At 45.5% G+C, this 23,272-nt stretch carries 17 protein-coding genes and 3 pseudogenes; 13 read left to right on the plus strand and 7 right to left on the minus strand.

Annotation, left to right across the window (positions count from 1 at the left end; all coding sequences use genetic code 11):
* Positions 1 to 429: 429 nt before the first annotated feature.
* The 6 genes from artP to KJB05_RS22225 all read left to right on the plus strand — a co-directional run bounded on the left by artP (position 430) and on the right by KJB05_RS22225 (position 5,860).
* On the plus strand, positions 430 to 1,158 hold the full coding sequence (artP, locus tag KJB05_RS22200) for an arginine ABC transporter ATP-binding protein ArtP (RefSeq protein ID WP_086371358.1): 729 nt from the start codon (positions 430 to 432) through the stop codon (positions 1,156 to 1,158).
* Between the two features lie 88 nt (positions 1,159 to 1,246).
* Entirely contained in the window at positions 1,247 to 1,978 is a 732-nt protein-coding gene (locus KJB05_RS22205) for an arginine ABC transporter substrate-binding protein (RefSeq protein ID WP_005443853.1), read from the plus strand.
* Between the two features lies 1 nt (position 1,979).
* On the plus strand, positions 1,980 to 2,669 hold the full coding sequence (artQ, locus tag KJB05_RS22210; protein ID WP_208444690.1) for an arginine ABC transporter permease ArtQ: 690 nt from the start codon (positions 1,980 to 1,982) through the stop codon (positions 2,667 to 2,669).
* The gene (gene artM, locus KJB05_RS22215) at positions 2,666 to 3,334 is read left to right on the plus strand and encodes an arginine ABC transporter permease ArtM (RefSeq protein WP_208444689.1); all 669 of its coding nucleotides are present in this window, start codon (positions 2,666 to 2,668) and stop codon (positions 3,332 to 3,334) included. The genes artQ and artM overlap by 4 nt, the downstream gene beginning before the upstream one ends.
* A gap of 194 nt (positions 3,335 to 3,528) precedes the next feature.
* Positions 3,529 to 5,145, plus strand: coding sequence for a methyl-accepting chemotaxis protein (locus KJB05_RS22220; protein WP_208444688.1), 1,617 nt, complete (start codon positions 3,529 to 3,531; stop codon positions 5,143 to 5,145).
* A 142-nt stretch (positions 5,146 to 5,287) separates the two neighbouring features.
* Complete coding sequence (locus tag KJB05_RS22225; protein WP_208444687.1) at positions 5,288 to 5,860, plus strand: protocatechuate 3,4-dioxygenase; 573 nt, start codon at positions 5,288 to 5,290, stop codon at positions 5,858 to 5,860.
* Positions 5,861 to 5,869: 9 nt separating this feature from the next.
* Here KJB05_RS22225 and KJB05_RS22230 read toward each other — a convergent pair whose 3' ends face one another.
* Positions 5,870 to 6,700: a LysR family transcriptional regulator gene (locus KJB05_RS22230; RefSeq protein ID WP_208444686.1), complete on the minus strand. Its 831-nt coding sequence runs from the start codon at positions 6,698 to 6,700 to the stop codon at positions 5,870 to 5,872.
* Positions 6,701 to 6,818: 118 nt separating this feature from the next.
* On the opposite strand from KJB05_RS22230, the pseudogene KJB05_RS22235 reads away from it, so the two are divergent.
* Positions 6,819 to 7,393, plus strand: a pseudogene (locus KJB05_RS22235) (glutathione S-transferase family protein).
* Between the two features lie 45 nt (positions 7,394 to 7,438).
* Here KJB05_RS22235 and KJB05_RS22240 read toward each other — a convergent pair.
* Together KJB05_RS22240 and KJB05_RS22245 are read right to left on the minus strand one after the other, a co-directional pair.
* On the minus strand, positions 7,439 to 9,205 hold the full coding sequence (locus tag KJB05_RS22240) for a DUF3859 domain-containing protein (protein ID WP_208444685.1): 1,767 nt from the start codon (positions 9,203 to 9,205) through the stop codon (positions 7,439 to 7,441).
* A 449-nt stretch (positions 9,206 to 9,654) separates the two neighbouring features.
* Positions 9,655 to 11,172: an arylsulfatase gene (locus KJB05_RS22245; protein ID WP_005443018.1), complete on the minus strand. Its 1,518-nt coding sequence runs from the start codon at positions 11,170 to 11,172 to the stop codon at positions 9,655 to 9,657.
* 635 nt (positions 11,173 to 11,807) lie between these two features.
* Between KJB05_RS22245 and KJB05_RS22250 the strand changes: the two genes are divergently transcribed.
* Together KJB05_RS22250 and KJB05_RS22255 are read left to right on the plus strand one after the other, a co-directional pair.
* On the plus strand, positions 11,808 to 14,822 hold the full coding sequence (locus tag KJB05_RS22250) for a flavocytochrome c (protein ID WP_017190889.1): 3,015 nt from the start codon (positions 11,808 to 11,810) through the stop codon (positions 14,820 to 14,822).
* Positions 14,823 to 14,917: 95 nt separating this feature from the next.
* A pseudogene (locus KJB05_RS22255) lies at positions 14,918 to 15,508 on the plus strand (FAD:protein FMN transferase); the annotation flags it as partial.
* On the opposite strand, the gene KJB05_RS22260 reads toward KJB05_RS22255, so the two are convergent.
* Positions 15,507 to 16,715, minus strand: a complete 1,209-nt coding sequence (locus KJB05_RS22260; RefSeq protein WP_001352368.1) for an IS4-like element ISVsa5 family transposase — start codon at positions 16,713 to 16,715, stop codon at positions 15,507 to 15,509. The pseudogene KJB05_RS22255 and the gene KJB05_RS22260 overlap by 2 nt on opposite strands.
* Positions 16,716 to 16,822: 107 nt before the next feature.
* Here KJB05_RS22260 and KJB05_RS22265 point away from each other — a divergent pair.
* Positions 16,823 to 17,227 (plus strand): annotated as a pseudogene (locus tag KJB05_RS22265) (FAD:protein FMN transferase); the annotation flags it as partial.
* Positions 17,228 to 17,279: 52 nt separating this feature from the next.
* On the opposite strand, the gene KJB05_RS22270 reads toward KJB05_RS22265, so the two are convergent.
* Both KJB05_RS22270 and KJB05_RS22275 read right to left on the minus strand, forming a co-directional pair.
* The gene (locus KJB05_RS22270) at positions 17,280 to 17,447 is read right to left on the minus strand and encodes a hypothetical protein (protein ID WP_153303268.1); all 168 of its coding nucleotides are present in this window, start codon (positions 17,445 to 17,447) and stop codon (positions 17,280 to 17,282) included.
* Between the two features lie 154 nt (positions 17,448 to 17,601).
* Positions 17,602 to 18,273, minus strand: a complete 672-nt coding sequence (locus KJB05_RS22275; protein ID WP_208445776.1) for a type 1 glutamine amidotransferase domain-containing protein — start codon at positions 18,271 to 18,273, stop codon at positions 17,602 to 17,604.
* Between the two features lie 117 nt (positions 18,274 to 18,390).
* On the opposite strand from KJB05_RS22275, the gene KJB05_RS22280 reads away from it, so the two are divergent.
* Entirely contained in the window at positions 18,391 to 19,275 is an 885-nt protein-coding gene (locus KJB05_RS22280) for a LysR family transcriptional regulator (RefSeq protein ID WP_208445775.1), read from the plus strand.
* 59 nt (positions 19,276 to 19,334) lie between these two features.
* On the opposite strand, the gene KJB05_RS22285 is transcribed toward KJB05_RS22280, so the two are convergent.
* The gene (locus KJB05_RS22285; protein ID WP_208445774.1) at positions 19,335 to 20,996 is read right to left on the minus strand and encodes an electron transfer flavoprotein-ubiquinone oxidoreductase; all 1,662 of its coding nucleotides are present in this window, start codon (positions 20,994 to 20,996) and stop codon (positions 19,335 to 19,337) included.
* Between the two features lie 278 nt (positions 20,997 to 21,274).
* Between KJB05_RS22285 and KJB05_RS22290 the strand changes: the two genes are divergently transcribed.
* Both KJB05_RS22290 and KJB05_RS22295 read left to right on the plus strand, forming a co-directional pair.
* Positions 21,275 to 22,024: an electron transfer flavoprotein subunit beta/FixA family protein gene (locus KJB05_RS22290; protein ID WP_208445773.1), complete on the plus strand. Its 750-nt coding sequence runs from the start codon at positions 21,275 to 21,277 to the stop codon at positions 22,022 to 22,024.
* A gap of 11 nt (positions 22,025 to 22,035) precedes the next feature.
* Entirely contained in the window at positions 22,036 to 23,001 is a 966-nt protein-coding gene (locus tag KJB05_RS22295; RefSeq protein WP_208445772.1) for an FAD-binding protein, read from the plus strand.
* Positions 23,002 to 23,272 lie beyond the last annotated feature (271 nt).

Below are 23,272 nucleotides of genomic sequence, written 5' to 3' on the forward strand. Positions count from 1 at the left end.
CATCTCTCTTTTGATAAATTCTTTATAAGATGAATACGCTAAGCAAATCAGCTTTTTACAAAATGACTCCTGTTTGTCTCAATTTTAAGCCTTGAAGAAGTGGAGAAAAGCTACGCGAGATTTTTCTCAGAATGAGAGGGGAAAATGCTTATACAACCAGTTACTGTCTTTCGGAATGATACTCTCAATTAATGGCGCTGCAGAGCATCAGTTTAAGTCTCCAATGGAATTCTAAGCTATCGAAATTACGGGCTTTTTTGATCAACAAATACGGTTAAAACCTTACTCATTGCACCAGTCATATACTCTGCTGAGCTGGTTGTTTCTTATACAAAAAATTAACAATCTAAATTTTTATACATTTTTATTGCATAAAATCTCTTTCTTGCTAGTATAAGCTCCAGATGACAATTAATGCAGTATGGCAGCATGAGTATTCAAGTTAAAAGTATCAATAAGTCTTACGGCGATACCCAAGTTCTACACGATGTCAGTTTTAATTGTGAAAGCGGTGAAACGCTGGTGTTACTCGGTCCAAGTGGTGCAGGGAAAAGCTCTCTACTACGTGTTCTTAACCTTCTTGAAGGAGCGGATAACGGCCAGTTAAACATCGCTGATGACGCATTCGACTTTTCTACTGAAATCAAAGAGAAGCAAGGTTTAGCGCTTCGTCGTAAAGTGGGCATGGTGTTCCAACAGTACAACCTATGGCCACACATGACAGTGATGGAAAACCTGATTGAGGCTCCGGTAAAAGTCTCTGGCATGGATAAAGAAGAAGCGAAGAAGCAGGCAATGCAAATTCTCGCGACGCTGCATTTGGCAGACAAAGCGGATGCATGGCCGATGCAACTTTCTGGCGGTCAGCAACAACGTGTGGCGATTGCCCGCGCGCTGATGATGAAACCAGAAGTCTTGCTTTTTGATGAGCCTACCGCGGCGCTTGACCCTGAAATCACGAACCAAGTGGTCAAAATCATTAATGATTTAAGCGAAACCGGAATTACACAAGTAGTTGTGACCCACGAGGTGGATTTCGCCAAGAAAATCGCTAGCCATGTTCTATACCTAGAACAAGGACACATCGTAGAACACGGCACGCACGACGCATTTGTTAATCCGCAAACCACTCAGTTTGCCGATTACCTAAATCACTAAATTACGTTTTTAAAGTTCAGTCTATTTAACAGATAAGCTCGGCTGTCATTGCGAGTGTCAGCCCACTAAGTACACACGGAGTATTGCAATGAAAAAGATTTTACTAGCTTCACTAATCGGTCTTGTCTCAGCGAACGCAGCAGCACAAGAAGAGATCAAATTCGCGATGGAAGCGACTTACGCACCGTTCGAATACATGGATGAAAACAACCAAATTCAAGGTTTTGATGTAGATCTGGCGAACGCACTATGTAAAGAAATGGAAGCAAAATGTACTTTCCACAACCAATCTTTTGACAGCCTGATCCCTGCATTAAAATTCAAGCGTTACGATGCGGCTATCTCTGCAATGGATATTACTGACGCGCGTTTGGAGCAAGTGAACTTTTCTGACCCTTACTACGACAACTCAGCAGCATTTGTTTCTATCAAAGAAAAAGTGGCTGATCAAAAAGCACTAGAAGGTAAGCGTGTTGGTGTTCAAAACGGTTCAACACACCAAAGTTACCTGATTGAGCAAATGCCAGGTGTAACTGCGGTTCCTTACTCAAGCTACCAAGACGCATTCATCGATATGAAAAATGGTCGTATTGATTCTGTATTTGGTGACACAGCAGTCGTAGCAGAATGGTTCAAGAAAGAAGACAACCTAGCTTACGTGGGTGAGCACGTCACTAACCCTAAATACTTCGGTAACGGTTTCGGTATCGCAGTAAACAAAGGTAACGACGAGCTAGTGAACAAGCTGAACACAGCACTGAAAACAGTGAAAGCGAACGGCGAATACGACGTAATCTACAACAAGTACTTCGGTAAGTAATATGGCACTAACGGGTTACTCTTTATCGCTTGTTCAAGCTAGTTGGATGACTGTCCAGCTAGCCTTCACAAGCCTTTTCGTCGGTTTGATTCTGGCAGTGGTATTCGCCAGTGGTGAAATGTCTCGCCGCGTTTTCGTTAAATGGCCAATGACGGCGTTTGTGACGATTGTACGTGGCTTGCCAGAAATCCTTGTCGTGTTGTTCATCTATTTTGGTTCGACGCAGGTTCTGTTTTTAATCACCGGCGACTTTATTGAAGTTAGCCCGTTCTTGTCTGGCGTGGTGGCGTTGTCATTGATCTTCGCTTCTTATGCTTCTCAAACTCTACGTGGTGCATTAAAAGCGGTTGGAAGAGGGCAGAGAGAAGCAGCAAGTGCACTCGGCATCAGTCAAGCACACGCTTTTGTTCGCATTGTTTTGCCACAAGCAGTAAGACACGCACTACCAGGTTTAACTAACCAATGGTTGGTTCTGCTGAAAGATACCGCGCTTGTATCACTGATTGGCGTAACGGATTTGTTGAAACAAGCGCAGCTAACGTCTGCAGCGACCCATGAAGCGTTTACATGGTACGCAACTGCTGCGGCGATTTACTTAGGCATTACTTTGATTACGCAACGTGCCGTAAAACTGATTGATAAGAAGTTCTCAATTCAAGGCATGAGCATGGGACAGGAGGCGACCGCATGAACGAACAACACGTTTGGCAAATGCTGGATGGCTTAGGCACCAGCCTTCAATTGACCGCTGCTTCTTTGGTGGTAGGCTGTCTCTTAGCTCTGATGATGACGCTGACTCTGATCCTACGTACTCCGGGTTTGCATTGGGTAGGCCGTGGCATCATCACCTTGTTCACTGGTACACCTTTGTTGGTACAGATCTTCTTGGTGTACTACGGTCCGGGTCAGTTTGATGCAGTAAGAGAAAGCGTATTTTGGACATGGTTAAGCCAACCGTGGTTCTGTGCGATGTTAGCGCTAGCACTGAATACCGCGGCATACAGCACTCAGTTGTTCAAAGGGGCGTTTAACGCGATTCCTTCCGGTCAATGGCAAGCGTGTCGTGCATTAGGCATGAACAAAACCGCAACACTGAAAGTGCTGCTGCCATACGCCATTCGTCGCGCTGTTCCGGCTTACTCGAACGAAGTGATTTTGGTCTTCAAAGGTACGTCACTAGCAAGCACGATTACGATCATGGATTTGATGGGTTACGCGCAACGCATTAACGCACAAACCTACGATACGTTGACGGTATTTGGTATTGCAGGCGCATTTTATTTAACGGTAAATGGTGTGCTAACTCTCATTTTCCGTCAGGTAGAGAAGAAAGCATTGGCGTTCGAAGCCGCATAAACACATTTAGAAACAATTTGATTTTATAAATGCCCCTACTTAATGACTCTCGAGTAGGGGCATTTTTTATGATTGAAGCATATTAAAAGTGTCATATTTCTTGATGCTAAGTTCCTTCCATTCCCCGTTTATATGATTGCGGTGTTCTGTAAAGGACAACACACAACATAATGAACTAAATTGGGGAAAACCCTGTGAAAACAATAATTAATAATCTGTCTATACGAGCGCAACTTGTGTCGCTCTCTGCCGTGGTGTCTATTTTCTTCGTCTTGATTTATTCGATAAGTATCTATCGTTTAGATGTTGCCGCTGAGCGGTTAGTCGAAGCCAGAGACTCATCTTTTTCTACCATAAACTCCGTCTATAAGAATGAACTGATCACGGCGTACAACATTCGTTTGTTGTTCTCGAAAGCAGCGCAACGAGAGGAGTTTTACGAGCAATTCAATCGAGGTTTGAACGACTGGGCAAGAAGCATCAAAGATAAATACAGCGAGGACAAAAGCCGAGAAACGCAAGACCGCCTCGACAACTTTGAGCGCTACTACAATCACGTTTCAAAACTGGGCCAGATCACGTACCGTTTTCAAAATGGCGCTTTGTCTGAAGAAGCCTATGACGAATATTTCAGTCAAGCTGATGATTTAGCGTTTGAGCTGATCGATTCGCTGAATGACTTCATCGAGCAGGTCAACTTCAGCATTGATGAAGAGTTTGCGGATGTGGAATCGGACGTGTACCGCGATGAAATTATTGGTGCGATTCTTATGGCAATCGCAGTTGTGCTATCACTTGGTCTGGTGTTTATTGCCTCTGGTTACCTCTCTCTGCCAATCAAAGAAGTGGATACCAAGTTGAACCTTATGGCTGATGGCGATTTTCGTGTTCGAACCAATGTGAAAGGGAAGAATGAGATTGGCAGTTTGGCTAGTTCAATTAATCAAGTGAGCGAGTCTGTGGGTAGCGTTGTTCGTGAACTGAATGACAACGGCGAGCGTGTTGCCGCGTCTGCCTCTGAGCTTTCTTCAGTGATGCAGCACTCTAAAAAGAACATGGAACAAGAAAAGGCACAGTTTGATCAGATCAGCGTTGCGGTTACCGAGCTATCAAACACCTCGCAAGAAGTGAATAGTAATGCTCAAATGGCAGAAGAAGCCTCTCGCCTTGCGATTTCGAACATTACTCTAGGGCAAGAGCACGTAAATCGTTCGCAATCAGTGGGTGAAGATATGTCTCTCGCAATTCAAGAAGCTTCAATAAAAGTTGAGAAGCTTAATGAATACTCGCAGAGCATCAGCAACGTGATTGAAGTGATTGATAATATCTCCGGCCAGACAAATTTACTGGCACTCAATGCTGCGATTGAAGCCGCAAGAGCAGGAGATCAAGGCCGAGGGTTCGCCGTAGTTGCTGATGAAGTTCGTAGCTTAGCGGTACGTACTCAAGAGTCGACGTCAGAAATCTATGAGGCGGTTGAATACCTTCAAAGCCAGTCAGTTGAAGTCAGCCAACTGATGGAACAAAACGTTGAACTGATAGATCACAATCGCACCATAACGGAAGAAGTACGTTCTGCCTTTGGTCAAATTTCAGAGGCGGTGGAGAACATTTCCACACTTAATGCGCTGGTCAATACCGCCTCATCTGAACAAGCGGATGTAACCCAAGAAATTGCACAAAGTTTGGGGCAATTGAATGACATTGTCAGCCTCAATTTAGCGGGATCAGTCCAGTCCAATGTTGCAGCCGAAGAGTTAGCAGAAATGGCAGAAAACCAGAAGAATACTCTCAGCCGATTTAGCGCCTAATCGTTATTCTGAGTTCTAGCGATTTAATCCGTGCCTCTGCAATGCAGGGGCATTTTTGTGTCTACTATCTGGCGCTATCTTAAGCTGGAAAAATGAAGAGGTTTCGCCACACTTACTACAATAAACGGAAAAGGCTGAAACCATGGAAAGAAGGCACTTTTTAGCGCTGTGGACATTGTTGTTCGCACCCTCTTTAAAAGCGAAAACACCAATGCGGCCGACGCCAGCACAAACAGAAGGGCCATTTTATCCGGTAGTGGATATTCCTCTTCGTCAAAACTTGATTCTGCAATCAGAAGGCTTGGTCGGTGAACCTATCGTGTTGCAAGGCAGAGTAGTAGATACATCGGGAAACCCTGTCTCAGGCATCAAAGTAGAAATCTGGCAATGCGATGGGCAGGGGATTTACGATCATCCTAAGCAGCCAAATAATGATAAGTTTGATGCTCACTTTGCAGGCTTTGGCGCGGCAGAAACTCAATCGGATGGTCGCTACTTATTCCAGACTTTGTATCCTGTGCCTTATGCTTCTCGTCCGCCGCACATTCACGTTAAGTTGTGGCGGGATAACCAAGAGCTTCTGACCACCCAGCTGTACTTAAAAGGCAATACTGGTGATGAATGGTGGGGTGGCAAAGCCCGTGATTATCTACAGTTTGAAACCATACGAATCGACAGGCGATTAACGGGCGAATTCAACTTTGTGATTGGTTAGCGAATTCAGTTAAGCCATTAACTCAACCAATTGCGCCAAGCATTCTTTATCCAGTATCGGATGAGGCTCGACGCCCGTGACCAAAACGATATCCACGGAAGGCAGCGATGGCATATCGTCTAAGATCTTAAGATCCTCGCTAACGCTAATACTGCCCATCGCACCGATAGCCATGCTTGAACGTACAATCGCTCGTTGTGCCGAGGCCGTATTGCAACACGCCAGGAGTTGATAAGGGATACCACGTTTGGTTAATCCGTCTACCGCTGCCGCATGGTATTTGCAGTCGGTTTGGAATAGGGCTAGAGGGAGAGGTTGGGCGTTCTCGATGTCAAAATCAGGATGAGCAATCCACACGCCTTTGTCGCTTGCTAGCCAGTAACCTTCCTCACTGTCCGGTGCTCTTGTCACAATAGCGGCGTCTAGCTTTCCTTCATCAAGTTTTTCTCTCAAGGTGATGCTCGGCTCACTGAAGACTTGAATAGAACATGTTGGCTCAGATTGCTGTAATACGCGGATGACTTTAGGCAGGATATTATCGTTGTAATCCTCGGGGCAACCCAAGCGAAGAGGGCGCTTATTCTCATAACGTTTCACTTGTTTCAGCGCTTGATTGTGCAAGCTGACCAATTGCTCGGCGTGAGAGCGCAGTGCCAGCCCTGCTTCACTCAATACTAGGTTGCGACCTTCTTTTTCAAACAAACTGACGCTGAGTTCGTCTTCCAGCTTACGCATTTGTGCACTGAACGCTGATTGGGTGCGATTGATCTGCTTGGCTGCACGAGTGAAACTTCCCGTTTCGACAAAAGCCAGAAAGCTGCGTAACGCATCGATATCCATATCTAAAACTCATCCATCGTTTTTGTTGAGGTGTTCCATCAAAACTATCCGTTAGTCCCCTTAAATACAATCAGATATTGTGAATGGGTAATCAAAACACGAACCGCATGGAGGCGTCATGAAACTGTTTATTGCTAATCAAAACTACTCAAGCTGGTCACTTCGCGCATGGCTGATCTTTTCTCAATTCAAATTGGATGTGGAAGTCACTAAGCTGACGTTATTCACGGAGGATTTTTACAAGACCTTGGAAGGTATTACACCAACGGCGAAAGTACCTACCTTGGTGGATGGCGATGCAACCGTGTGGGATTCATTAGCGATTTTGGAATACGTAAACGAGCAATACCTGCAAGGTAAAGCATGGCCAAGCAACTCCGCAGAACGGGCTAAAGCACGCGCCATCGCTTCAGAAATGCACTCGGGTTTCTTTGATTTAAGAAACGAACTCCCAATGAATATCCGCGCGCGCAGAAAAGTCGATTTAACGGAGGGGGCGTGTAAGGATATTGCGCGTATTGATGCCATTTGGGCTGAGCAAGCCAAGCTGTATCCCAACGACTGGTTATTTGGAGAATGGTCGATTGCAGATGCCATGTATGCACCTGTGGCATTGCGTTTCCAAAATGGTTGGAAGAGGCGAGCCAAGAAACGGATATCGTAGAGGAAGATGAAGCAGGGGTAGAAGTTTAACGGCACTAGAGCCTCACGTGATGGGAGGCTCTATTCAAAAATACCTTATTTACTTTTCATACATTGAAGTACTTCTGTTCGCTCGAAATGATTTTCTTCTGCGTAGCTCCCCATTAAACACCCTGTATAAAAGAGAAAAGCATTTTTCAGAGCGTCTTTACTGTCAAACTTGCCCTTTTGTTTTTTGATTTCTCGCGCCATTAATGACTGGCAGCTCTTGGTATAAGGCTCAAGAGCTTGTTCACATTTACTGGTACTACTATCGAACCCAAAACAGCGCTGAAATGCGGTTTCTTTACAAACATAGCTAGAACCTTTGCTGAATAAGTTTTGCATGACCAGAGCTTCCTTGATTGAAGTGAGTTCTTTCGGATCATCCATATTGACTAGCTGGAAGGCTTTTTTTGCTACCACGCTATCGCGATAAAGTATCTCGAGTTTCCAACGGCCGGACACCAGCTCGCTTTTATCGCCGAAATACCACATCGCGAGGTTACGATCATGCTTAAACATGGTGTCAGGCCAAGTGGATTCGGTGAACCCTTTGCCCGTTTTAGGATCGACAATCTTCGGATGTGTCATCCGGACGGTAATTGGGAATTTGTTGGTTTTTGCAAGGCTAGGCTCTACTTCACCCTGTGCATTCTTGGGCAACGTAACCGAGTATCGAAAGCCTATGTATTGGCCGAGTTTTGGCATCACCATTTGTGTTGGAGTCACGGTGTACTCTTTTCCCTCTTGCGTTATTACACCCCCTTCAATAATGCTGACACGAGGAGATAGTAGGTTTGAGATGTTTTTCTCTTCGCTTGCTTGAGAGGTCGTCGTTAGAGCAGCGGCATAAGGTGAACCCTCGACTGAAAACAGATCAAACTCATGACCTTTAGGCAATGTAATATCATAGAGTGGGTTGTTGAATGCTGTGAACTTCTTCAAGGCCAGTTGTTGAGTCAGGTCCAGTTTGGTCAGTTTATTATTGTTTAGCTCGAGTGATGCTAAATTTGGGTTTTTACCCAACTGGAATTCGGCTAACTGGTTATAGTCTGCTTTGACTTCTTGCAACTGTGTCTGTTGGCTTAAGTCCAAACTGGTGAGCTTATTATTGCGCACGTTAAGGTGCTTAAGATTCGCGTTTTTCGACAAATCAATCTTTTGCAATTGGTTTGATTGAAGAGATACGTGCGAAAGCTTTGGGTTATGGCTTAAGTCGATCGTAGTTAGGCTGCCATTTCCAAGAAAGAGGGTCTTGAGTTCGGAGTTTTGGCTAACGTTAAGTTCTGTCAGTTTATGGGCGCTGAATCCAAGGTCACGCAACTGTGATAGGTGGCGAACGTCTATTTCTGCAATAGGCATTTTGTAGGCGTAGAGACTTTTCAGCTTCGAGTTCTTATTGATGTTGAGCTGTGTCAGGTTGTTTTCTGAAATAGTCAGAGTTTCAAGCTCTGGGTTATGAGAGAGATCGATATCTCTCAATTGGTTGTTCGCCAAGATCAGGCGTTTGAGCTTTGGATTATTTTTAGTATCAACGCTTTTAATATTGTTATTTAGGAGAATCAAGTCTTCTAGCGCAGGGAAAAATTTAATTTCTTCCACAGAGGTAATGTTATTGTTGGAGCAGTCGAGTTCGGTCAAAATGTTTGGTGAAGAAGCTTCGTAGCCAGAAAAGCAATCAGCAAAGTTTGGGTCGACAAACTGAATGTCACCAATGGTTTCTGGGGCGGAACCATAAGCAAAACCGGATAACGCCATACCACTTGTTGCCATCACCATTTTACTGGATAACCAGATTCGGTTTACCACTGACGCCTTCATATATGAATCCTTTTCGAAGTATTTTCTTTTTAGTTTTAGGCGCTCAATTGCCTTGCCGTTAGTGAATGCTGTTTCGACAATGAATAGAGCAACAATGAATAGATCTGCAGTAGTTTACGCAATTTCTCAAAATAAAACTGTAGGTAAACTACCGGAACTATTAGCTTTTTCATCTGAATTTTTCGAATGGTGATGAAGATAACGTCGGTGGGAGGGGGTATTTCGAAAGCAATTAAAGTAGCGGCGAATTGTGCAATGGGTGACAGGCAATATCTGTTATTTGTAAAACTACCTGACCGTGATGAAAGTCAGTTATGTGACCTTTAGATATGAGTCATAGAGACTTGATTGAGACGTAAAAATACGGAGTACAGATACCAGCGATAATATCCGTACTCCGTAGGCTTAATGCTTTTTAAGTGGAGTAAATGTAGTTAAGTTCGTTTTGACTAATTCCGTTGTGGTTGCGTCATAGCATCAACCACTTGTTCGATACTCAAAGAGCTGCCTTTTGTCGCAGGGAACTCTTTAAAGGTTTCGAGGAATTTGCGAACGATCGCTTGAGCTGGCACAAACATCCACATTTGATCTGCGTAGAAATGGCGAACATAAAGTGCAGAGTCTGGGCCTACTTCAAATGGGTCCATACGCAGGTTAACAATCAACGGCCAGCTAGGCGTTTTACGGTAAGCTTCGTTAATCGCACCTTCCATAATCGTAAAGTGGATTTTCCAATCTTTGTAACGCAGTGCATTTAAGTGACCACCGGCATCGAAGTAGAAGATCTCGTTACGTGCGCCCGTTTCGGCTTTACCAGTAAGTAGATCCAACTGGTTGTAACCATCAAGGTGCGCTTTAAAGGTCTTGTTGTTTGCCTTATGGCCTTTTAGCAGTTTCTCTTTGATATCTGGCTCACCAACGGCAGCAAGCAGTGTTGGCATCCAGTCTTCTTGAGAGAAGATATCGTTGATCACCGTACCTGGCTTGATTTGACCCGGCCAGCGAACCATCATAGGAACGCGGAAACCACCTTCCCAAGTTGTACCTTTCTCGCCTTTAAATGGTGTTGTACCACCATCTGGCCAAGTGAATTTCTCCGCACCATTGTCGGTACTGAAAATTACGATAGTGTTGTCAGCGACGCCAAGTTCGTCGAGCTTTTTCAGCATCACGCCAACTTGATCATCTAAATCCATCATGCCATCTGCATATAGGCCATAACCGGATTTGCCTTTGTATTCGTCGCTTAGGTGAGTCCAAACGTGCATACGAGTTGAGTTGTGCCAGATGAAGAAAGGTTTGTCTTCTTTTACCGCTTTTTCCATGAAGGCAAGGCTCGCTTCCATAAACTCACGGTCTACGTTTTCCATGCGTTTACGAGTCAGTGGACCTGTATCTTCGATCTTGCCATCTGCTGTGGATTTAAGAACGCCACGAGGGCCGAACTTTTTTCGGAATTCAGGATCTTTAGGGTAGAACTCTGATTCAGGCTCTTCTTCTGCATTCAAGTGGTAGAGGTTACCAAAGAACTCATCAAAACCGTGGTTAGTCGGTAAGTGTTCGTCTTGGTCACCCAAGTGGTTTTTACCAAACTGACCCGCGACATAACCGTGGTTCTTCAGCAGTTCGGCGATGGTTGGATCTTTAGCTTGAATCCCTTCCTTTGCGCCTGGCATGCCAATGGTAAGAAGACCGGTTCGGAATGGGTGCTGACCAAGAATGAAGGATGCACGACCCGCAGTACAGCTTTGTTGCGCGTAGGCATCAGTGAAAATGGCACCTTCCTTTGCGATGGTATCAATGTTTGGTGTACGACCGCCCATCATGCCGTTGTGGTAAGCGCTAATGTTGTAAACACCCACATCGTCGCCCCAAAATACCAAAATGTTGGGTTTATCTGCTGCTAGCAAACTGACAGGCGCGACCGCGCTCATCAATACAAGAAACTGTCTCAATATCCTGTTCATCGAGTCCTCCTGGACAATAAATAGAGTTCATTTCTTTTGGAGTAAGAGAATGCGAATTAACCGTAAAGCTGATCAGTGAATTGCCAAGTAAGCATAGTACACCTGATTGTTTTTTCGGCTTTAGATACGCTTTTCTTATGAATAGCAAGAGGAAGAAAAGTAGAGCAATCACAATGAAACTGCGGTGGACAAAGGATTTGGAGCGTTAAACGGCGTTAAAAATCATTTTTTATTTTGTTAGAAGTAGGTGTTTTTATGAGTCTCTGTACTTTTCTTTGTCTATCGAATTTGATGACAGGCACTTCTATTTTCAAACTATTTCTTCGCAAGCCCGAAGCTTCCATTACCTATTAAATTCTCGATTAGAAAAGGCTTAACGTTTAATTAAACATTAAGACGTCGCACTTCATCTCCTGCCGTTTTTGCCATTCAAATCAAACCACTTAGCCTGTAATTAATGCGCTTCAATCATAGCTAAAATGCAAAGTATTCATTTTACTCATACGGTCAAATCAATAATATTTTTGTGGTTATCGAATAAGGACATTGGTTTTCATATCAAAAACACTTGTGGTGCGCTGGCCGAACTGGAGGTGCCTTTGATATGAGAATTAATCTGTTAAAGGAAACTATTTATGGCTCAGTTAGTCGATGAAATTGTATTTCAATCAGGGGTCAAACTGCATAATCGTATCGTGATGGCACCGATGACGATTCAGTCTGCATTCTTTGATGGCGGCGTCACGCAAGAGATGATCAACTACTACGCGGCACGTTCTGGTGATGCAGGGGCTATCATTGTCGAGAGTGCGTTTGTAGAGAATTACGGTCGTGCTTTCCCTGGTGCGCTTGGTATTGATACCGACAGCAAAATCGCAGGTTTAACTAAACTTGCCGATGCGATTAAAGCAAAAGGCTCTAAAGCGATTCTGCAGATCTACCATGCGGGTCGTATGGCAAACCCTGAGTTCAATGGCGGACACCAACCGATTTCTGCAAGTCCTGTCGCTGCCCTACGTGACAATGCTGAAACACCACTTGAAATGACCAAAGAGCAAATCGAAGAGATGATCGAGCGCTTTGGTGATGCAGTAAATCGTGCAATCCTTGCTGGCTTCGATGGCGTTGAAATCCACGGTGCAAACACATACCTGATTCAGCAGTTCTTCTCGCCACACTCAAACCGTCGTAACGACAAATGGGGTGGCAACATTGAAAGACGTACTTCCTTCCCACTGGCTGTACTTGCAAAAACCAAGCAAGTGGCTGAGCAACATAACAAATCTGATTTCATCATCGGTTACCGCTTCTCTCCTGAAGAGATTGAACAACCGGGCATCCGCTTTGATGACACCATGTTCCTGCTAGATAAGCTTGCGACTCACGGCTTGGATTACTTCCATTTCTCAATGGGTAGCTGGTTACGTAACTCAATCGTTACGCCAGAAGACCAAGAGCCGCTAATCGACAAATACCGTAAGCTTCAATCTGAAAGTGTTGCGAAAGTACCAGTGATTGGAGTTGGTGGTATTGCTCAACGCAAAGATGCAGAAAACGCACTAGAGCAAGGTTACGACATGGTCAGTGTCGGTAAAGGTTATTTGGTTGAACCAACTTGGGCAAACAAAGCGCTTAACGATGAAACTTGCGCCGAATTCGCGGACATCGCGCAACAAGAAGCGCTGCAAATTCCAACGCCACTTTGGGAAATCATGGATTACATGATTGTGGACAGCGCAGCAGAAGCCTTGAAGCACCAACGCATCAAAGAGCTGCAGAACGTTCCAATCAAATTTAACTCAGGTGAATACACGGCGTATGGTCGCGGTCACAATGGTGACTTGCCTGTTACCGTAACGTTCTCTGAAGATAAAATCCTCGACATTGTGGTGGACTCTTCAAAAGAATCGGACGGCATCGCAAACCCAGCGTTTGAACGTATTCCTCAACAAATTCTTGATGGACAAACACTGAACATCGACGTGATTTCAGGCGCAACAGTCAGCAGCCAAGCAGTACTGGACGGCGTATCGAACGCGGTTGATCTGGCGGGCGGTAACTCAGAAGCACTGCGCTGCAAAGCCAAAGAAGCGGTGGCATGGTCATCGAAAACCATCGAAGAAACCGTGGATATTGTGGTTGTTGGTGGCGGCGGTGCCGGCTTGAGTGCAACGTTGACGGCACTAGATAAAGGTAAGTCGGTTATTTTGCTTGAGAAGTTCCCTGCAATCGGTGGTAACACGGTGCGTACTGGCGGTTGGGTGAACGCGGCAGAACCAAAATGGCAAGGTGATTTCCCAGCACTTCCTGGCGAAAAAGAAACCTTGATGCTGCTAGCGAAAACAGCGGAATCCGAGTTTGCGGGTGAGTACCTTGAAGATTTCAAAGTACTTAAAGCGCAACTGGACGGTTACTTCACGGACCTTGAGAACGGCAAGCAGTACTTGTTTGATTCTGTCGAATTACACCGCATTCAAACCTACCTTGGCGGCAAACGTACTGACCTGAACGGTGAATCGATTTACGGTCAATACGATTTGGTTGAAACCCTAACATCTCGCTCTATGGAATCCATTGATTGGTTGAGTGAAAAGGGCATTGATTTTGACCGTAGCGTTGTTGAGATTCCTGTTGGTGCCTTGTGGCGTCGTGCACACAAACCTAAGCGTCCAAAAGGCGTAGAGTTTGTCGACAAACTATCAAAACGCATTCAAGAACAAAACGGTCGCATCATCACAGATACACGTGCAACGGATTTGATGGTTGATAACGGTAAAGTAGTTGGCATCAAAGCGGTTCAAGCGGACGGTACTGAGCTTATCCTACATGTGAATCATGGTGTGGTGTTGGCTTCTGGTGGTTTCGGCGCAAACACTCAGATGATCAAAAAGTACAACACATACTGGAAAGAAATCGCGGACGACATCAAGACCACAAACTCACCAGCATTGGTTGGTGACGGCATCGAAATTGGTGAGAAAGCGGGCGCAGAATTAGTCGGCATGGGCTTTGTGCAATTAATGCCAGTTGGTGACCCTAAATCAGGTGCGCTGTTAACTGGTCTGATTGTGCCACCAGAGAACTTTGTATTCGTGAACAAGCAAGGTAAGCGCTTTGTTGATGAGTGTGGTAGCCGTGACGTACTTTCTGAGGCGTTCTTCGACAACGGTGGTCTGATCTACATGATTGCGGACGAGAACATTCGTCAAACCGCAGCGAATACGTCAGATGAAACCATCGAGCGCGAAATCAAAGAAGGCATCATTATTCAAGCTGACACGCTAGAAGAGTTGGCAGAGAAAATTGGAGTTCCGACGCAAGAGCTAACTAACACCATCGCACAATACAACGCTTGTGTGGATGCGGGGCAGGATCCTGAATTCCATAAGAGTGCGTTCGGTTTGAAAGTGGAAAAAGCACCGTTCTACGCAACGCCACGTCAGCCCTCGGTTCATCATACAATGGGCGGCTTGAAGATTGATACTAAGGCGCGAGTGATTGGTAAAGATGGCGAAGTTATTCAAGGTCTGTACGCAGCAGGCGAGGTTACGGGTGGTATCCACGCGGGCAACCGCCTCGGTGGTAACGCGCTGATCGATATCTTCACTTATGGTCGTATCGCTGGTGAGAGTGCATCTGATCTTGTTTAAGCACTCATTCAAGAGCGAAACAGAGCAAGATAAGTAATCAATAAGAGGGGAGTGGTGCTTCCCTCTTTTTCCGTATTTAGTGTTTGGAGAAATCGATGAGCACAAATAAATACAGCGCTAGATTTCAGATGATGGGCACCTTTATCGATGTGGTGGTGTATCACTCGAACGGTGAGCAACTGATAAGAGAAGCCTACGCGCAACTTGCCGATTATGCAGAGCGATTTACGGTCAATCAATCCGACTCTGAGCTGATGTGCGTCAACCAAAATGCGGGCATTGCGCCTGTGGTGGTAACAGATGACCTATTTGACCTGATTAAGCTTGCTAAACAATACAGTGAAGACACAAGAAACCCGTTTAACGTTGCAGTTGGTCCGCTTGTAAAAGCGTGGCGAATTGGTTTTAAGGATGCCAAAGTGCCGTCTCATGATGTGATTACCGACAAGTTATCCTTGGTCGATCCTACCAAGATCATTTTGAACGAAGATGACCACTCGGTGTTCTTAGCTCAAAAGGGGATGGAGATAGACTTGGGCGCGATTGCTAAAGGTTACTTCGCTGATCAGGTAAAGAACAAACTGGTTGAAGCAGGTGTACAAAGCGGTTTTATCAGTTTGGGTGGGAACGTACTGACCATCGGTCATTCGCCAGATAACAGCAACAAAGCACTGAGAGATCCCCTCATAATTTCCCCAAAACGTAACCATGTGTGAATAGATTTTGAGTAAGCAGGGTTGCAGCCACGAGTGAGTCTTCCCTTGTTATTGTGTAGCCAGAATGCCGCAAAACTTCCATGCCTAAGCGAACTGTTGAGAGTACGTTTCGATTTCTGACTGTGTTAGCCTGGAAGTGCTTGTCCCAACCTTGTTTCTGAGCATGAACGCCCGCAAGCCAACATGTTAGTTGAAGCATCAGGGCGATTAGCAGCATGATATCAAAACGCTCTGAGCTGCTCGTTCGGCTATGGCGTAGGCCTAGTCCGTAGGCAGGACTTTTCAAGTCTCGGAAGGTTTCTTCAATCTGCATTCGCTTCGAATAGATATTAACAAGTTGTTTGGGTGTTCGAATTTCAACAGGTAAGTTAGTTGCTAGAATCCATGGCTCCTTTGCCGACGCTGAGTAGATTTTAGGTGACGGGTGGTGACAATGAGTCCGTGTCGAGCGCTGATTTTTTCGGCCTTTAGAGCGAGATTTATACAATAGAATTTGGCATGAGATTGGATTGCTTTTAGTCAGCCTCTTATAGCCTAAAGTCTTTGAGTGACTAGATGACATATCATGTAAGTTGCTGATAGGTTTCCAGTTTTCCGCTCCTAGGTCTGCATATTGTACTTTTCCTCTTACTCGACTTAACCAGTACCAACCCAGCTTCTCAACGGATTTATACCATGGCACTTTAAAGCCAGCATCACTGACAATGAGCGGTGTGGTGTTACTCGGTAGAATGCTCGCAAGGTCGGCTAGAAATTGGTCATGAGCTTTCTTTGAACATTGCTCTGAAAGCGGGAACGCTTTCTCATAAAGAGTAACAGAACGACCGTGTAGTGCGACTGAAGCTCGCAATACCATAAGCCGTTTTTGCTCACGGATATCAGACCAGTCAACAAGTACAATGGGCATCGTATTGCCCGAACAGATAAAGCTAGCATGCCAACGGTATACAGCGAGTCGCTCTTTGTGGAGGTGACGATTACCTAACAATCGGTCGATTCGTTTGATGTTATGTTTTGTTCTCGCTTTGGTTGGCAGGTTACGGCCAAGTTCGGTAAGAGTGAGAGTTTTACAGTCAAGTAAGGCGTGGCAAGCCAACGTTAAGCTGTTGAGTCGTTTTAAGTGTAATTCGGGGCAGAATTGGTAAAGAGAGTCGTGTAAAATATCGAGTTCGCACATTTTGTTGTCTGATTATTGATTTTTGGCGAAACCATTTGATCATATGACAAGATGTGTATCTACCTTAACTTAATGATTTTGATAAAAATCATTAGGGGATTCATCAGAACAAAGCATGGAATGTGGGCATTCAGAACCCATTATCAGAGCGTGGTGACGTCGTTCGCGTCGTACCTTTACAAGGCATGTCGATGGTGACATCGGGTATCAATGAGCGATTTTTTGAGTTAAACGGACAGCGTTATCATCACTTGTTGGATGCAAGTACAGGTAAGCCGATTTCGACAGATATAGCCAGTTTGACGATTATCTCTCACCTGTCTGTCGATGGTGAAATTTGGAGTACCGCCGGCTTTTTATCAAGCGTAGAAGAATCAATGTCTTACTTAAATCAGCAACAGGGTATCGAGGCAGTGGTTGTTTCAAAGCAAGGTGAAGTGCACGTCACACAAGGGCTGATGGATTATAAAGGCTGTATTTTATTGCGCGAAGAGTCAGCTCTGGAAGAGTAAGATGAGGCAGAGATTCAAACCTGCCTCGTATCATTAAATTATCGCATTAGCGTTAATCGTCCGCACCGCATTTAGCGCACTCTTCGTACGTGCGTTCGCCTTCACTGATCACAACATAACTACCCACACATTGGTCACATAGCGCCAGTTTTGGGTAGGCAATTTTCTCTTTCTTAGACGTCGTGTCGCCTTCAGTTACGTAGTATTTTCGCATTGTCATGATTCATCAGCTGGTACAAGGGCGGCATTATATCCGGAATTGAAATGCGTTGGTGGATTTGTTCGTTTCGAAGGAAAATTTATCTACACAAACAAAAAGGAAAGCGACATGAATGCGGCTTTCCTTTGTTCTTCGTGGGTAGAGTGTCTAGGGACTAGCTCAATAGATCCACGATTGCTTTACCTACGCCGTGTGCGCTCGTTGGGTTTTGACCTGTGATTACTCGGTCGTCCACAATCACAAGCTCTTGCCATGGTTGCACTTTGGAATAACGCGCTGCGCCACGAGCAAGAGACTCTTCCAATAGGAATGGGATGTCGTTGATGGTGCCGAAGTCGATCTCTTCTTCGCGAGTGAAACCTGTTACTGATTTAGACGCAAGCAGCTTTTCGCCATTGCTAAGCGTGATCGGAAGAAGAGCGCCCGGACCATGACAAACTGCTGCCACAATACCGCCATCTTCATAGTGTTTTGCAGAAATCTTGGCAAAATCTTCGTTGCTCGCTAGGTCTGAAAGAAGACCAAAGCCACCCGGATAGAAGATCGCATCGTAGTTGTCACCGTTGATTTGTGACACTGGAATCGTGTTGTTGATGCGGTTCTGGAAATCATCATCCGCCAAGATTTTCTCGTTTACTGCGTCACCTTCGATGTCGGTTCCGTACAGTGGTGCTTGCCCGCCTTTGATAGAGGCAATGTCGTAATCGAAGCCTGCACCCAGTAGTTCGCTAAGGGCATGAGTGAGCTCTGGTGAGTAAGTTCCGTTTGCTTGGTCAGTTTCACCAAGGGTCGCATGGTTCGTCACAATGATGAGTACTTTCTTCATGATGGTTTCCTTTTTGGCTTACGTATATTTGTTGAACACCTTCATACTAATTGCTAAACAAATAAGTGATAATACGATTAATTGGCAAAACATTATTGCTATATAGCAAAGGTAAGTATGGACAGTTTTGAAGGCATCAATGAGTTTGTTACGGTGGCTGAGAGCTTAGGGTTTTCTGCAGCGGCAAAACAGCTAGGTTGCAGTACCAGTCATGTCAGTCGCCAAGTCACAAGATTAGAAGAGCGATTAGGTGTCGCCTTGTTAGCACGTTCGACAAGAATGGTGAGTCTAACGGAAGCAGGGCAAGCGTATTATCAACAGTGTAAAGAGCTGGTGATTGGGCTTCAGCAAGCCAATGAACAGCTCACCACGCAGCAAACTCAATTGAGCGGTACGTTACGCGTGAGTGCCGCTGGTGCGTTTTCTGAGAACCATGTAGCGCCTGCCTTGATGGCGTTTGCCAAGCAACATCCTAACCTCACGGTTGAAATTAACTTCAACACCAGCATGGTCAACTTTATTGAAGATGGTTTCGATTTTGCCATTCGTTATGGCAGGTTGAGTGATTCAGGCTTGGTTGCGAGAAAGCTGGTGGATCGTCCCATGGCTGCGGCAGCCAGTCAGCGTTATCTTGCTGAACATGGTTTGCCAACGCACCCCGAGCAACTCAAGCGTCATAGCTGCATTATTGCCAATAAGGACGTTTGGTTGTTTGAAAAAGACGGCAAGCCTTTAGATGGGGTAAAAGTGCAGGGCAGGTGGAAGAGCAATAACGCACACACGGTCTTGCAAGCCTGTGCAGAAGGATTAGGTGTGGCGTACTTACCGAAAAGCAGTTTCAACGATGCTATTTCGTCTGGTCGTTTGGTGCCAATCCTAGAGCCCTATTGGGGAAGCGGTAACAGCAGCTGGATTGTGTATCAGAATCGTCACTTTTTGCCTCTACGAGCGCGATTGGCTATCGATTTTCTACTTGAACATTTTGCCGATTGGCAGGAGTGATGATGCGCTGCCAATCGGTTTATTTATCCATTCATTAGACTATCAACATACTAACGTATCTACATGTTTTGATAGCTCGGTCCGCCGCCACCTTCTGGCGCTTTCCATGTGATGTTTTGCGAAGGATCTTTGATGTCACAGGTTTTGCAATGCACACAGTTTGCGGCATTGATTTGGAATGTTCGCTCGCCTTCGACTTCTACCACTTCATACACGCCAGCAGGGCAGTAGCGCTGGCTTGGCTCATCAAACTTCTTCAAATGGACTTGAATCGGAATATGAGGATAGGCGAGTTGCAAGTGGCAAGGCTGATTTTCTTCGTGTTGTGTTCCAGACAAAAATACCGATGAGGGTTTATCGAAGCTGATTACACCATCTGGTTTCGAGTATTGAATAGGTTGGCACTCATCAATTGGTTTCAGCTGTTCATGATCGTGCGAAGGATCTGTGACCGTCCAAGGTATTGGTTTCTTAACCAGAGGCTGCCACAGATTGTGTTCGAAGGTGGAAAGTGCGCCGCCGAGTACGCTGCCGAATTTGTGAATGTTCGCACCAAAGTTGCGTGTGTCACTAAGCTCTTCATACAACCATGAATCTTCAAACTTGGTTTGGTAATCCGGTTCCGAATTGGATTGTGTGAATGCTTCAGCAATGGCTTCTGCGGCTAACAAACCGGATTTCATCGCAGTATGGCTACCTTTGATCTTGGCGACGTTCAAGGTACCTGCATCACAGCCGATCAACAGACCGCCGGGGAATTGCTGTCTCGGCAGAGAACATAGTCCACCTTTCGCAATGGCTCTTGCGCCGTAAGCGATGCGTTGAGCGCCTTTCAAATGTTGTTCGATAGCAGGGTGGTGCTTAAAGCGTTGAAATTCGTCAAACGGACTCAAGTAAGGATTGCTGTAATTTAGGTCGACAATAAGCCCGACGGCGATTTGGTTGTTCTCCATGTGATAGAGAAAACCGCCCCCCGTGGTGTTGGATTCACTCAGAGGATACCCTGCGGAATGAATCACGCTGCCTGATTGGTCTCTAGCATCGGCAGGTAACTCCCAAATCTCTTTAAGCCCGAGCGCATGATGTTGCGGTTGTTTATCATCGTCTAAACCAAATCGTTGAATGAGCTCTTTACCAAGATGACCTCGGCACCCCTCGGCGAATACGGTGTATTTGGCTTTTAGCTCAATACCGGCTTCAAAGTTGGGTTTTGCTTCTCCTTTTTTGTCCAAGCCCATGTCGCTGGTGTTTACCCCTGTAACAGCGCCAAATGCATCGTAGTTAATTGTGGATGCGGCGAAACCGGGATAGACCTCGACACCAAGCGATTCTGCTTTTTCTGCTAACCAACGACACAAGTTCGCTAAGCTGATGACGTAGTTGTTTTCATCGTTAAGCATTGGGTTTGGTGTCAGAAAGTGAGGCACGCGGACGTGGTTGAGCTCTGTCGTAAGGTATAAGAAGGCGTCGTTTTTTACGAATGCCGAGAGAGGCGCGCCCATGCTCTGCCAGTCTGGAAAGAGTTCATCCAGCGCATGAGTCTCAAATACCGCGCCAGATAAAATGTGGGCGCCAACTTCTGAACCTTTTTCAACAACACAAATAGAAAGCGGCTCACCTTCACGCTCTTGATTGAGTTGCGCTAAGCGGCATGCTGCACTCAAACCTGCAGGTCCGGCGCCGACAATCACGACATCAAATTCCATGCATTCTCTTTCCATCTTCTTGCTTCCTTTATGCGAAACCTTTCTTTGTGTTTCAGGTGCTTCTTCTATTACGCAGTGCTCGTATAAAGAACTATAGTCCAGTTGACGTAAACGTAAACTAAACTAAGCTCAAATGGTAACGTCATAGGGCGTGATAAAGATTTTTTGTGACAATGTCACAATGCGTTTTTTGTTAGCAAAGTAATGAAAAGCCAAAGCTTTAACACAAATCTTTGTTACGCATGACCCAATTGCTAGGACGCGTATCGCTTTGCGATCTGCTAGGAGGGAATGTGAAAGTACTGGTTGCGATTAAACGTGTAATTGACCCTTACGTTAAAGTAAGAGTGAAATCTGATGGTTCCGGTGTGGAAACCAACAACGTGAAAATGACGATGAACCCATTCTGTGAAATCGCGGTGGAAGAGGCAGTACGCCTGAAAGAAACTGGGGTAGCAGAGGAGGTGTTGGTGGTGTCGATTGGTGACACCAGTTGTCAGGAACAATTGCGCTCAGCGCTTGCATTAGGTGCGGATCGTGCGATTCATATTGATGTTGAACAGTCACCAGAACCGCTTGCGGTCGCGAAGTTACTCAAAGCTGTGATGGAGCAAGAACAGGCTCAACTGGTGTTGTTGGGTAAACAGTCAATCGATACGGATAACAACCAAGTCGCGCAAATGATGGCAGCACTGACGAATCGTCCACAAGGGACATTTGCATCGGAAGTGAAAGTAGAAGGGGAAACGGTTCTAGTTACTCGAGAAATCGACGGTGGCTTAGAAACGCTCAAACTGGATCTGCCTGCGATCATCAGTACGGATTTGCGTTTGAATGAACCGCGTTACGCCTCGCTACCGAATATCATGAAAGCGAAGAAGAAGCCGCTATCAGTTATGACGCCAGACTTTTTTGGTGTGAGTGTTGAGCGCTCTCAGCAAGTGCTGGAAGTCATGACACCGCCTGCCCGTAAAGCTGGTGAGATGGTTGGCAGTGTGAACGAGTTAGTCGACAAGCTCAAAAATGAAGCGAAAGTGATTTAGGAGGCATAACCATGGAAAACAAACCGTTAGCAACCTTGGTCGTTGTAGAACACGATAACCAATCACTTTCAGCAGATACATTACGTGCGTTGAGCGCGGCTTCTCAAATTCAACAAAACGGTGCCTCTTTGCCTGTCACCGCCTTGTTAGTCGGACACCAATGTAGCTCAGTATTGAATGAGTTGAAGTGTGTGCAAGGTATCTCGCAGATCATCGCTATTGATGCTACTGAATATCAGCATGCATTGGCAGAAAACCTGTCTACTTTGATTGCCGAAGTTGGTCGGGATTATTCTCATATCCTAGCCCCTGCCAGTACCTTCGGTAAGAACTTGATGCCCCGTGTCGCTGCTTTACTGGATGTTGGGCAACTGTCAGATGTGATTGCAATTGAATCGCTCGATACGGTTGTTCGCCCTATCTATGCCGGTAATGCGTTAGCCAGAGTTCGTTCGGACGATGCTACCAAAGTGATGACGATTCGAAGTTCAGCGTTTGACGCAATTGCTGTGTCTGACTTACCAGTAATGGAGAATGTCGTGACGTTAGAAACGGTCATTAAGGCAGAGCACAGTGAGTTTGTTTCACAGCAAAAAGCGGAAAGCGAAAGACCAGAGCTACCAGCAGCAAACGTTGTGGTTTCTGGTGGTCGAGGGTTAGGCAGCAAAGAGAATTTTGCGCTGGTGGAACAACTTGCTGACAAGCTTGGTGGTGCAATTGGTGCATCACGCGCTGCGGTAGACGCAGGCTTTGTCTCTAACGATTTGCAAGTTGGGCAAACGGGTAAGATTGTCGCGCCTCAACTGTACATTGCCGTGGGTATTTCCGGAGCCATTCAGCATTTGGCAGGGATGAAAGATTCCAAGGTAATTGTGGCGATCAACAGTGATCCTGAAGCGCCAATCTTCCAAGTCTCAGACTATGGTTTGGTTGGTGATTTGTTTGAGATTATGCCGGAGTTGTTGGATAAGGTTTAAGTTCGCTATTTTTCGGGCGTCATTCCCTAGAGTGAAGAATGAACGAGTAGGGAGTCCCTTCTTGCTCGCTACCTTAAGTTGTCATTCTGAACAGCGAGGAACGAGTGTGATTCAGAATCTATTGTCAAAGTGCGCGGTTAGTTTATTGCTATAAAGGTGCTTCAGCTTTCGTTGTCATTAGATTCCTAGTCGCGCCTAGGCTTGCTGGAATGACGCGCTAGAGTTTCTTGTTAAGATTCAAATTCTTAAGTCGCTTTTTGCTAAGTGCAAA

Source organism: Vibrio sp. B1ASS3 (genome assembly GCF_905175355.1).
Classification (GTDB): domain Bacteria; phylum Pseudomonadota; class Gammaproteobacteria; order Enterobacterales; family Vibrionaceae; genus Vibrio; species Vibrio owensii.